Origin of the sequence: Anaerosolibacter sp. (genome assembly GCF_029240175.1) — a bacterium.
Classification (GTDB): Bacteria; Bacillota; Clostridia; order Peptostreptococcales; family Thermotaleaceae; genus Anaerosolibacter.
In genome coordinates, this window is sequence record NZ_JARBTM010000011.1 from 17,728 (window position 1) to 29,538 (window position 11,811).

General features: G+C 34.2%; 12 protein-coding genes and 1 other RNA gene. 11 read left to right on the forward strand and 2 right to left on the reverse strand.

Going from position 1 to position 11,811, the window contains the following annotated elements:
* The first annotated feature begins 182 nt into the window (after positions 1-182).
* The 8 genes from K0R93_RS09155 (at position 183) to ssrS (ending at position 6,320) form a co-directional block, all read left to right on the forward strand.
* Positions 183-1,133: an L-threonine 3-dehydrogenase gene (locus K0R93_RS09155; protein ID WP_300300268.1), complete on the forward strand. Its 951-nt coding sequence runs from the start codon at positions 183-185 to the stop codon at positions 1,131-1,133.
* 116 nt (positions 1,134-1,249) lie between these two features.
* On the forward strand, positions 1,250-1,438 hold the full coding sequence (locus tag K0R93_RS09160) for a hypothetical protein (protein WP_300300270.1): 189 nt from the start codon (positions 1,250-1,252) through the stop codon (positions 1,436-1,438).
* 159 nt (positions 1,439-1,597) lie between these two features.
* The gene (locus K0R93_RS09165) at positions 1,598-1,765 is read left to right on the forward strand and encodes a hypothetical protein (RefSeq protein ID WP_300300272.1); all 168 of its coding nucleotides are present in this window, start codon (positions 1,598-1,600) and stop codon (positions 1,763-1,765) included.
* A 153-nt stretch (positions 1,766-1,918) separates the two neighbouring features.
* Positions 1,919-2,089 (forward strand): hypothetical protein, encoded by a 171-nt coding sequence (locus K0R93_RS09170; protein WP_300300274.1) that lies wholly within the window; start codon positions 1,919-1,921, stop codon positions 2,087-2,089.
* Positions 2,090-2,554: 465 nt separating this feature from the next.
* The gene (locus tag K0R93_RS09175; RefSeq protein ID WP_300300276.1) at positions 2,555-3,595 is read left to right on the forward strand and encodes a nucleoid-associated protein; all 1,041 of its coding nucleotides are present in this window, start codon (positions 2,555-2,557) and stop codon (positions 3,593-3,595) included.
* 17 nt (positions 3,596-3,612) lie between these two features.
* Complete coding sequence (locus tag K0R93_RS09180) at positions 3,613-4,056, forward strand: hypothetical protein (RefSeq protein ID WP_300300278.1); 444 nt, start codon at positions 3,613-3,615, stop codon at positions 4,054-4,056.
* A gap of 116 nt (positions 4,057-4,172) precedes the next feature.
* Positions 4,173-5,948: an ATP-dependent metallopeptidase FtsH/Yme1/Tma family protein gene (locus K0R93_RS09185; RefSeq protein ID WP_300300281.1), complete on the forward strand. Its 1,776-nt coding sequence runs from the start codon at positions 4,173-4,175 to the stop codon at positions 5,946-5,948.
* Positions 5,949-6,142: 194 nt separating this feature from the next.
* A non-coding RNA gene (gene ssrS, locus K0R93_RS09190) (6S RNA) lies at positions 6,143-6,320 on the forward strand.
* Between the two features lie 51 nt (positions 6,321-6,371).
* On the opposite strand, the gene spoVB is transcribed toward ssrS, so the two are convergent.
* Complete coding sequence (gene spoVB, locus K0R93_RS09195; RefSeq protein WP_300300284.1) at positions 6,372-7,916, reverse strand: stage V sporulation protein B; 1,545 nt, start codon at positions 7,914-7,916, stop codon at positions 6,372-6,374.
* A gap of 219 nt (positions 7,917-8,135) precedes the next feature.
* Here spoVB and K0R93_RS09200 point away from each other — a divergent pair, with 219 nt between their 5' ends.
* Positions 8,136-8,696, forward strand: a complete 561-nt coding sequence (locus tag K0R93_RS09200; RefSeq protein WP_300300287.1) for a hypothetical protein — start codon at positions 8,136-8,138, stop codon at positions 8,694-8,696.
* A 61-nt stretch (positions 8,697-8,757) separates the two neighbouring features.
* Here the strand turns inward: K0R93_RS09200 and K0R93_RS09205 are convergent, their stop codons facing one another.
* Positions 8,758-10,548 carry a methyl-accepting chemotaxis protein gene (locus K0R93_RS09205; protein ID WP_300300292.1) on the reverse strand — a complete coding sequence of 597 codons (1,791 nt, stop codon included), beginning with the start codon at positions 10,546-10,548 and terminating at the stop codon, positions 8,758-8,760.
* A 225-nt stretch (positions 10,549-10,773) separates the two neighbouring features.
* Between K0R93_RS09205 and K0R93_RS09210 the strand changes: the two genes are divergently transcribed.
* A complete protein-coding gene (locus K0R93_RS09210) occupies positions 10,774-11,343 on the forward strand; it encodes a 2'-5' RNA ligase family protein (protein WP_300300296.1) in 570 nt (189 codons plus the stop codon).
* Positions 11,344-11,436: 93 nt separating this feature from the next.
* On the forward strand, positions 11,437-11,679 hold the full coding sequence (locus K0R93_RS09215) for a hypothetical protein (protein WP_300300299.1): 243 nt from the start codon (positions 11,437-11,439) through the stop codon (positions 11,677-11,679).
* Positions 11,680-11,811 lie beyond the last annotated feature (132 nt).

The following is an 11,811-nucleotide window of genomic DNA, read 5'->3' on the forward strand; positions in this document are numbered from 1 at the left end:
GAAATATATACATTATGAATACCCTTAAACCATAGAATTAATTATTTTTTAGAGTTATAAGATCTCTTATGTGGATATTTAGATTATCAATAAGGGGGTATTTGTTAATAATAGTATATGTTCAGATAAAAAGAACGTTAGATTTTTTATATTCTCAATAATAAAATATAAGGAGTGAAAGCATGAAGAAAATTTTAATCACAGGAGCCTTAGGGCAAATCGGTTCAGAATTAACCACACATCTTAGAAATATCTATGGTGTTAACAATGTGGTAGCCAGCAGTAAAACTAGAGAAAAAGGAAGCAGTATCATTGAAGAAGGCCCATTTGAAATTGTAGATGTGCTAGATTCACAGCATATCGCAGAAACAGTGAAAAAACATAATGTTGATAGCATTATACATTTAGCAGCATTGCTATCTGCAGTAGGAGAAGGGAATCCAACGTTGGCTTGGAAAGTAAATGTTGATGGATTGTTTAATGTGTTAGAGGTTGCAAGGGAAACCAAGTGTGCTGTATTTACTCCAAGTTCTATTGCTGCCTTTGGTCCTTCAACACCACCTGATAAAACGCCTCAAGATACACTTCAAAGGCCGACGACTATGTATGGTGTTACAAAGGTGAGCGGAGAGTTATTATGTGATTACTACTATCAAAAATTTGGTGTGGACACCAGAGGGGTACGCTATCCAGGGTTGATTTCATATGTAACATTGCCAGGTGGCGGGACAACAGATTACGCTGTACACATCTATTATGACGCAATCCAAAAAGGGAAATTTACGTGCTACTTAAGAGAAGGAACAGCCATGGATATGATGTATATGCCTGATGCATTGGACGCAATTGTTCAGCTAATGGAAGCAGATCCAAACAAACTCATACATCGTAATGCATTTAATGTAACAGCAATGAGTTTTACCCCTGAAAAAATATTCGCTGAGATTAAGAAGCATATACCTGAATTCTCCATTGATTATCAAGTAGACCCCATAAGACAAGGAATAGCAGACTCTTGGCCAAATTCTCTTGATGATAGCGCTGCAAGGGAAGAATGGGGTTGGAATCCTAAATATGATTTGTCATCAATGACTGAAGATATGTTAACCAAGTTAAGAGAGAAGCTTTATTAATAATATATATTGCAATAGATACTAGGAAAGATAAGAAATGTATTTATGATCGAAGGATTCCCTTGGATTTATGTAGAATTAGTAATATCGTAAAATATTATATGGAGGTGTTATCTATGTTTGGTAAAAACCGTCATATATCTGCATATATTCAAGGGATCCAGTTTATTAATCAAGAGATCCAGTTTTTGAAAGAACGAATCCATGTAGTTTATGATAAAGATATGATTAATGACATTTATGATTCCATAAATATTCTAAGAGAATTCAAAAAAGATTTTTTTAAGCAGCTAAGCAATATGTAAAGATTAAAAATATTGAGCAAATAAATATGACAGACTCCATAGGCTGAGGAAGTTGAATACCTCATAGGAATAAAGTACTAACTTTCCGACAATGTGTTTTAAATATATGTTATATCATGTATAATTATGTTGAAAAATAGGTTGTTGGGGGATGGGTTTATGGATGAATTAACAAGGGAAGAACTAGATTATTTATATGACAAACCTAAAAAAAGTAATATGATTAGAAAGATAAATAGCTTTATAGGTATTACAACAGTTGAATTAATGGTGCTTTTGGGCCTGTTTATCTTTTTGTGGGATAGAGTTATAAAATATAATTGGTAGTAATCATTATGCAATCAAAGGTTTCGATTGCACAAGACTCCATGAAAAATTTGGAGAATAATGGTGTACGGTTTTTGCATCAAAGAAAAGGAATGCTGCCTCCTGTATAGAAATGTCAATAGCATAGGATAATTATAGGAGGAATTTATAAAAATGAGAACATATTATTGTTTTGCAAGTAAAGAATACATTGCAGCAGAAGACATCTCTTTGCCGTCTGTAGCTGAACAAGGTGATATATTCAGTTGTTTTGGTCTGTTATATCAAGTTGTGGGTGAATCCAAAATCGAAGAAAAGAAAGTGTATCAATTGAAGTTTATTTAAATATAGTCTAGATTGATTGCATTTGATTTTAAATGAAGATAATAGGGTAAGCAATTAGATGAAGGGAAGCATTATGCTTCCTTTTTTTATAACTAGGGCATGGTAAAATGCTAAGAGTTTTTCAGATTGTTGCTTCTATTTGAAATTAAAGGCAGTAAATTGAAGAAGAATGGAATAAAAAAGAAGCCTAAAATTCCTCCTAACAGAATTGACACATGGTGTTTTTTTGCAAAAATCATTCCGATGATGCTATGAATGAAATAAATAAAAAATGCAACCAGCATTTTAGTAGTATTCAAAAAATCATCTCCTTTCCTTTAATATCTTTATTGTATATCAAATTTAAGTAAATTATTTATAGAGCTAATAATTGATTTTAGGAATATTTCTTACAACACGGTCTTACTTGTAGTATAATCTTATTATCTGTTTTGGAGGATAAGAAGAATAGAAGGGAGCAAAATAATGAGAAACATCGATAGTGTCATGGTAAAGAAGGCGATTATCCATGTTTTAGACCGAAATGCTGATACGCCTATTTTGGCTGATTTTGAGCAAGAGATCGACGAGGAAATCCATGAGTTTCTAGAAAAGCATATCGTGAAGTCTTTGACTGACGATGAAAATAGAAAGGCCAAATTTAAAGAAGGAATGACCGTAGTCAAGAATGCATGTCAAACCATTTTTCAAGATGAAGATAGGTTTGTTGAGGCTTCTCAAGTAATCGCTCAGCATATGTTTAGAGCAATGAAAAATAACAATCAAATTTCATCCGCTGATTTAGTTGTGTGTCTATACTCTGCTCAAGAGGAGAATTATATTGCAATATTAAAGCTTGATTATAAAAAATCATTCATACATAATGTTGAGTTCATAGATGATCAATTGAGGATATCCATCCTGCCTCAAGCTATTGGACTTCCAGGGCTTGGTCAAAAACTGCAAAAATGTGCTTTTATTAAGCCTTTTACCGAAGGGGATGAGTTCGATTTAATTCTGCTGGATAAACAGAGCTATGGTAAAGATGATGATGCTGAGATTGCATTTTTCTTTGCAAATAATTTTCTATGCTGTGATATTCTAATGGATAGCAGAGACAAAACGAGGAACTTTAAAAACCTAACTGAAAAATGGACAAGAAAACACTTAAAAGAAGACTTTGAAAAGGCACAGGAAGTTAGAGAAGAAATGATTACAGCCTTAAAAAATTCAGCTGAAATAGATATTGAGAAGTTTACCCAGAATGTTTTTGGTAATGATATGGATATGCAGCAAAACTTTGTGCAGCACTTTCATAAAGAAGGGATACCCATAGATTCCTTCGATATCGACAAAGGTTGGGTGGAAAAGAAAATGAAAAAAAGAGTGATGAAAACAGATACAGGGATGGAAATAAGAGCAGAGTATGATGATTATGAAGACCGAATGAAGTTTGAAATTAAGAGAAATGGTGATGGGACTGTGGATCTTGTCATAAAAAATGTAAGAAGCTTTCAAGAAAGATAAAGGAAGGAGTGAAAAAATTGATAAAGTTTCTAAATATTTCAAAGCAAAATATAACAGTCTTAAAGGGGTTACCAATCCATATCAATGCCCATTTTATTACAGACACATCACAATCGTGGATATTTAGCAATACGAGAGCCCAAGAAGGTGTATGTGAGGCCCATATTCATTTCATATCTCCTGAAAATAACAAAAAAATGATGATGGAACAACCCTTATGGAGAGGTTATCTATGTGAAGAAATGCCAGACGAAAATATACGGCAGCAAATGTTAGATCACATCAATCAACCGATTATCCATGTGATTTTAAATGTGTACCAGGATTATAAATATTTAGCTGCAGATATGGTGGATTTTATTTATAGATTACTTAAAAAGAATAACGACAATGTTGAAGAAATAGTAGTAGATACATTTATCTATTCAGAAGTTATGGAATTTGAAGGTGATAATATTTAACAATAATGCCATATAAGGGTATCCTTAGATGGCTTTTCTTTTTTAAGAAAGTATGATACAATACATATTATGTAAACTATGCCCGTGTGTACATAACAGGAAAAGGGGGTATAGATATGAAAATTCGTATGAATAAAAAACTATTGATAACTGTTATGATCATTTTATCTTTAAGCTTACTGTCTGGTATAGCTTATTTTCAATTTATAGGGAAAGACAAGCCTGTAGTTCTTCTTTACAAAGATTTTATGGTTCAAGTGAAAGAAGGAAAAGTAGAGACTGTTTATTATGTTGATGAACCAAAGATTGAAGGTAAATTAGCAAATGGAAAAGAATTTATCACAGATAACCCGAGAACTGAAGGTTTCAAAGAAACTTTATTGATGCATAATGTAGAAGTTGAGGAAAATAGTGCAAATTCTATTATAACCAACATAATTGGACTTGTTGGCTTTATCGCGGTTTTCGCAGGAATGGCGATATTTATGTCAAAGCAATCTTCAAGGCAGACTTCCATGGAGTTCAATAAAATGTCAAATATCGAAGCTGCACCACAAGAGGAAATTAAAGTAACTTTTGCCAGTGTAGCAGGGAATGAAGAGGCAAAGGAGAGCATAATGGATCTCGTAGATTTTCTCCGAAACCCTGAAAAGTATGCAAAATACGGTGCACGAATTCCCCGCGGTGTAATTCTTTATGGTCCTCCAGGAACCGGTAAGACCTTATTGGCAAAAGCATTGGCAGGCGAAGCTGGGGTACCTTTTTATGCAGTATCGGGTTCTGATTTCGTTCAGATTTATGCAGGACTTGGAGCTGGAAGAATCAGGAGTCTTTTTAAAAAAGCAAGAGAGCATCAAAAATGTGTAATTTTTATTGATGAAATTGACGCCCTGGGTAAAAAAAGGGATGGAATGAATGGTAACGATGAAAATGATAGAACTTTAAATGCGTTGTTAACAGAGATGTCAGGGTTCAATGAGAATGAGGGTATTATTATCATCGCAGCAACAAACAGGTTGGATACATTGGATGAGGCGTTGTTAAGGCCGGGAAGATTTGATAGACAGATTGAAGTAGGGCTTCCGGATGTAAATGCACGTCATAAAATACTACAACTTCATAGTAATAGAAAACCCTTGGCACCAGGGATAGATTTGGGAAGGCTTGCCCACGAAACAGTATATTTCAGTGGTGCAGAGCTAGAATCCTTATTAAATGAAGCAGCCATATTGGCTGCAAAACAAGATGCAGAACAGATCAAGCATGAGCATATTGATAAAGCATATTATACTGTGATTGCAGGGGAAGAAAAAAAGGATCGTAGTATGATTTCTCAAGATGACAGGCGATTGATAGCCTATCATGAAGCAGGACATGCTTTGATTACTAAGTTGGTTGCACCGGAAAATAGAGTAACCAAGGTTACAATTATTCCTAGTACAAAGGGAGCTGGCGGCTTTAGTATGAATATCGCTCCAGATAAAATGTGTAGAAGTAAAAAAGAGATGTTAAACCAAATTAAGATATCTTTAGGTGGAAGAGCAGCTGAAGAGATTATTCTAGGAGAAGATAATATCACAACTGGGGCGAGCAATGATATTGAAAAAGCAACGGCTACTATTGTAGCCATGATGAAACGTTTCGGGATGAATCAATCAACTGGATTATTAAACTACGATGTCATGAATAATTATAGCAATGCAGGTGTAGACCGTGTAATGCTGGATGAATGTAAGAAGACAATGGATCAATTATATGAAGAAACCAAAATGATTTTACAGAAAAATGTCCATCTACTAGATGAGATTGCCGATACTTTACTAGAAAAAGAGACGGTTAATGAAGATATTCTTGATCAAATTATAAATGGAAGCCTAGTTGATGTAATATAAATTCAGCTTAATTTCTTGCAACAGAAAGATAGATGCATATCATTCAACAAAAAATTATGAAGATTACAAAATATAAGAAAGTAAGGATTATACAATGAAATCAATAAATCTTAGCATAATCAGTAATAAATGGGCAAAATGCTAGATTTATAGACTTTTCAATTTTGAAAGAATCATGTATAATAAAAACAGATGAAACCCTGGGATGTACGTGATGCCCTGTAAATTCAACCTACAGAATTTATTCGGGAGTCTGGGTTCCTTTATTGATGAAATGCCTCCTTTGAGTGGACTTCAGAAGTGAAGGGCAGGACACCCACCTAGTTGAGGCTAGGGTATGAATTTAGAGGCGTACGGCATTCTGGGAAAATAATAGACTGATTTAAAACTATGATCTAGTTTTAAATCAGTCTATTATTTTACTTATTTTTTAAATAGATACTGAACTGTTCTCCAATTGATACATCCTGTGAAAAATATGACGATTAAATAACTAGCTAAACCACTGCAGATACTGAGGATTAGTCGTAGGGCGATATGTATAGAAGTTAATGCCAGCAACTGATAGAGATTTACCATGAACAAAATCATGATCGTCGTGGCGAGTAAAGGTTTGAAGAAAGCATTCAATACATTAATCTTCAGTTTTACTGTTCTACACAGGCCTGAATAGTTAAGTACAAACATTGTAAAAGTTGCCAGAATAAACCCAATAATGAAACCATTGACACCAAATTGGGGATTTGCCACAAGGTAATATGTACACACCAATTGGAGGCCAGTACCGATTAAATAGTTAATCGTTGTCATGACTTGCTTTCCCATACCATGAAGAATACCAGAAACTGTGTGGTGTAAACTAAGAAAGATCATGGCATATGATAGCAGCGAAAGATATCTGCCCACTTCAACCTGTGCGTAAATAAACTTACAGATAGGATCAGCAAAAAAAATAAAAAGAGCAGTTAAAGGAATTGAAACTAATAAAGTCATTCGAATTGCTAGACTAGATTTAATGGCGATTTCCCGCCAATTTTTTTGAGCCATCTCTTCAGAAACATTGGGAATGATATTCACAACCAATGCTGACGTTACGATGAATGGTAGGAACAATAATGGCATGGCCATACCTGTAAGTTTTCCAAATACAGATAACGCTTCTTGTGAACTATAGCCTATGACTTGCAGACGCTGCGGAATCAATACTGCATTTAATGACTGCATAATCACACCAATCATTCTTGATAAGGTAATAGGAATAGAAATATAGATGATCTTTCCTAGGATGCTTAAACTTCCTTCTAGTAAAATATGGTAGCTTTTTTGCAGTTTAAGAGCCTCTATATATTTGAATTTAAACATGAGCCATAGCAAACCGATGAACTCTCCAAACGATATACCCATAATAGCAATTGTAGAAGCGTGAACAGCTGTCAGAGGCTTTAAAACAAATAATAAACCTACAACAAAAGCTACACGAAATATTTGCTCAAGAATCTGAGCTACTCCCGGCGGGTGAACATCTTTTAGTCCATAGTAATAACCCCTCAAAATAGAAGAGATAGTGATCAAGGGAACAGCAGGAATAAGGGCTATGATATTCACATAGGAATCTGGGCTCTTAAGAAAGTTTATACTAATATGTTTTGCAAAATAGAGTAAGAGAAAGGACATGACCATGCTAACTATAACGCCAAGCAATAAGGAAAGTCCAAGTACTCTGTTACAACCTCTTTTGTTATCAAGAGACTGATAAGAGGCAACAAGCTTTGAAACAGCCACAGGGATTCCTGCGGTTGTAAACGTAATAAATACCATTAAAATAGGGTGTACAAGATGAAACAAGCCAATGCCCTCTGGACCGATCATTCTAGACAAGATAATTTTATAAGCAAAACCTAGAAAACGAACGATAAAATTAACAATAATCAGCAGCAGGGTTCCGTATAAAAATGAGTTTTTCTTCAAGTCATCACCTTCTCCTATATTTCATTACTATTTATACATATTCCTAGATAAAATTTTATATTACTCTAAGGCGCTGCTAGTGAAGTATAGGAAATATTGAAGAAAATTTTTTGATTTAAAAATTATTAAAATAAATAAAGGGATAAGAAGGGAAATGTCTAAATATAATTAATAAAACATTTATAATATTTAGAATATTTTAAGGGGGAGGGTCTTTGAATGGGAAGAAAGCTAACCATTTCTGTGCAAGGAGATTTGACTCAAATTATTGATGCTCTTGCAGCAAGGGGGCACAGAGTCATCACGAATCATGAGGTAAGCAAAGAAACATCTGTGTTTATTATGTCGAATGTAGATGAAGATTGGGAGCAAATAAAATCATTAGAATGGCTAGACTTTGGTAACAATGAGTTTATATTAACCATGAATGCATCAAAGCTTACGGAAAAAGAGATCCTGGATGTAATTGATGGATTGGCATCGAAAGCTGATAAAAAGCTAGAAAAAATAGCCAAAGTCAAAGTGTCTGTAGATGAGTCTCTAGTAGAATTAAGGACACTCCTAGAAAATCAAGGATATGATGTAATCCCATCCTATAAAGTAGACCATGACGTAGCGGCAATCGTTTTCATAGGCGTCGATGAGATTTGGGAGACAATTAGTACCTGCCAAATGAGAGAGTATGGAGAATCAAAATATGTGCTCACCATGAATGCTTCTCATATGAGTAATGTTGAGATATTAGATACTTTGAATAGACTATGTAGTAAAAAAAGCTAAGGTCACCCTTGGCTTTTTTACACATATTTGAATGATCTCATCAATAATTAAAGACAAATTTTTATAATTGTTTTACAGTTTGATAGATGTTATCAATATTATCTTTTTGTATATCTATTAAGTTAAACTGTTCCTGGCTACGGATAAGGGAGGATTTTGTCTTATGTCCAATTTCATCTAAAGTATGGGCGAACTGTTGAATTGAAGACAAAAACTGCTGTGTTTTTGCAGAAATACTTTGGGAGTAATTTCTGATTTCTTCTGATTTTTTTGATGTGGTAGTAGAATGACTTGAAACACGGTCAGTAAGATGCTTGATATCATCAATATTGTGAACAATAGTTGAGAAAATTTCATTTACATCATCAAATACCTGAGTTATTTTTTTTGTTTCCTGAAGTGAGACGGAAGCAGTTTTTGTACTATGATCAAGCTTTGAGAGAGAAATATTTGTAAAGCCAATAAGATCACTGATAATAATCTCAATTTCATATGTATTTCTTGCTGATTGGTCTGCTAGAGACCGGATCTCTTCTGCCACGACGGTAAAGCCTCTGCCATACTCACCAGCACGGGCTGCCTCTATGGAGGCATTTAGTGCCAGGAGGTTTGTCTGCCTAGAAATGGAGGATATGGATGTTAGAATAGATCGGATATTATCCATCTTTATTGAAAGAATGGCAACCTCTTGCGACGTATTCGCAATCTCCTCCATGGCAGCATGTAAAAGGTCTACGACTTGGTGTACATCGTGTATATTATTGTCCAGTCTTTTGCTAAAATGATTGATATCATGCTGAGTTTGTGCCACGAAGTCGATCGCAGCAGCCGTTGAATCGCCAAGCTCTTTGTTCAATTCGGTAACCTGCTGAATACCTGTATCTATTCTAAGAATACTAGCAGCAATTTCATCGGTTCCAGATACAAGAAAATCTATGGTATTTGACATTCCAAGAATTTGCTCGCTGGATTGCTCTGCATCCAGCTTAACACTAGAAGAAATATGAGTCATTGTATCTGTTTCGCGGACAAGCTCTTGGGTTAAATCATGAATTTGATTTCTAAAAGAGACAACTTCTCTATATATTCGTATTGCGAAAAGCAATGCAACACCTAATGCGGCCAAAGCAATGATAATAGAAAAAAACATATATGTGCTGTTTCGCGAACTAATTTCTTTAAAAATTGGGATTGCGTGGGCTGATGTCGTTTCTTGTATGAGATTCGAAGATATAACTAATTTTTCAATTCGGTCTAGGGTTAGAAGTACAATACTATCCTTTGTAGGATCAGCATCAAATGGATATACGGTCGTTAATTTGCTATTATAATCTTGAATGCGTTTATAAATGTTTTCAAGATTATCTAATTCATTATGTATGCGCAATAAATGATTGTTACTCTGATCCATTTCCAAAGATTTTTTAAAAAGCTGAACCGTTTGATCAATTTCTTCAATCTTCTTTTCTAGGTCCGAAACAGAAAAATTACGCATAAGATATCTCTGATAAATTGTATTGAATTGCAAGCTTTGGACTTGGATTTGTGAGGAGAGAAGAATCTGATTGTTTACCATGGCTTCTACTTTCTTTAGACTACGGTTTGATAAAAGCAGTGCTGTATTTGTTGATGCTGAGACAAATAAAATTAAAATCATCATCAATATAAAAGCATTGGTAATTTTCTGATGGACAGTGGGATTCCTATACTTTTTATTTTTTTTGTGGGATAATAAATTTGGTAAACGAATATCACACATAAATCGATAAAACCAGTTTGCAAGGTATAGTTTTTTAAAAAAAATTGATACAGGATGAATAATTTTTGATTTTGAAAATAACTTTTCTGACACGCATATTCCTCCCTAATTGTTTCTAGTACTCTTCTATATTTTATCTATATTGGGAATTCTATGATTATAGGCATGTTAGAAAAGTGTTAAAATGGTGTTAAGTAAAGCAAGAACATTGGCGTATCTATCCATAGTTTTCGATAATTAAGTTGGGGTATTAAATAAATCTAAAACAAATAGAAACTAGTGTAGATAAGCTGAAAATACCAAAAGTGGAGGTCGGCCATGGAAAAGTTAGTGTACTTGGTTGCGATTCCAAAAGGAAGTTTACTATATTGCAGTCAAAAAATACAGAAATTTCTTTGGGATAAATATGCTTTGCATCAAGGAGAACTTCCTGAGATTCATCTTACCCTAGAGGCTATTGCGTACAAAGATCAAGAGGAAATACACGAAATTAGGAGAGCAATCGGGGAGCTATTGATAGATGTACGTCCTTTTGAAATGATGGCCAGTGGCTTTAGCCATATTCCCTGCCCTTACAATTGTATTACAATTCATATTGTAAAGACCAAAGAATTGAAAGAGATTTATCAACATATTCATGAGGGACTGAAAGAGAAAGGATTCCAAGTTCGAGAATTCTCCTCAAACGAAATAATATTTCATATTAGTCTAGCAGGTATTCATGGGCGACAATGGACAGAAGAAGAAAGTAGAGCCGCTTGGAAAGATGTGAAAGATTTTCATATTCAAAATAGTTCCCTCGTCGATGAAATCCAACTGTGGTTTCCAGATTTAAGTGCAGATAAAAAAGTAATAGACACGTTTGAATTAAGAGAAGGGGATATATAGAAAAAGAAGTGTAAATTGTATAAATTTAACTGAATTTTTTTTATTGGGCAACGAAAAATATGAAGGAAGAGAATTTTGATTGGAGGCGTTAAGATGGAACTAGTTTGCCCAATTTGTAATGCTATGGTGGCATACCTCTTTAAGTGTTCTACTTGTGGGAAACAAATGGAAAATGCAGGAGCTATTCAAGATTTTTTTGATGATTATAGTACATACCTCCCCATGAGTATTACCCAGCGAATTGATGATGCCGCTTATGACCAATGTGTCCATGTGTTTCATTGTAATCAATGTAATCATGATAAGCGTATTTCTATTGACAAAGTAATCGTGTAATGTTTGATAATGCCGCTTTTGTAAAAAAGCGGTTTTAATTTTATAAAAAAATCTTCTTACGTATTGACAAAAGAAGCAAAAGTGCTTATCATTAATTTATGCTTTAACACAATAAAGCGATAAACCAATAAA

Excerpts from the sequence above, each read along its gene's own strand:
- K0R93_RS09170 (WP_300300274.1), top strand. The coding sequence starts at position 1,919 with ATGAGAACATATTATTGTTTTGCAAGTAAAGAATACATTGCAGCAGAA.
- K0R93_RS09185 (WP_300300281.1), top strand. The coding sequence starts at position 4,173 with ATGAAAATTCGTATGAATAAAAAACTATTGATAACTGTTATGATCATT.
- K0R93_RS09215 (WP_300300299.1), top strand. The coding sequence starts at position 11,437 with ATGGAACTAGTTTGCCCAATTTGTAATGCTATGGTGGCATACCTCTTT.
- K0R93_RS09160 (WP_300300270.1), top strand. The coding sequence starts at position 1,250 with ATGTTTGGTAAAAACCGTCATATATCTGCATATATTCAAGGGATCCAG.
- K0R93_RS09165 (WP_300300272.1), top strand. The coding sequence starts at position 1,598 with ATGGATGAATTAACAAGGGAAGAACTAGATTATTTATATGACAAACCT.
- K0R93_RS09210 (WP_300300296.1), top strand. The coding sequence starts at position 10,774 with ATGGAAAAGTTAGTGTACTTGGTTGCGATTCCAAAAGGAAGTTTACTA.
- K0R93_RS09155 (WP_300300268.1), top strand. The coding sequence starts at position 183 with ATGAAGAAAATTTTAATCACAGGAGCCTTAGGGCAAATCGGTTCAGAA.
- K0R93_RS09175 (WP_300300276.1), top strand. The coding sequence starts at position 2,555 with ATGAGAAACATCGATAGTGTCATGGTAAAGAAGGCGATTATCCATGTT.
- K0R93_RS09200 (WP_300300287.1), top strand. The coding sequence starts at position 8,136 with ATGGGAAGAAAGCTAACCATTTCTGTGCAAGGAGATTTGACTCAAATT.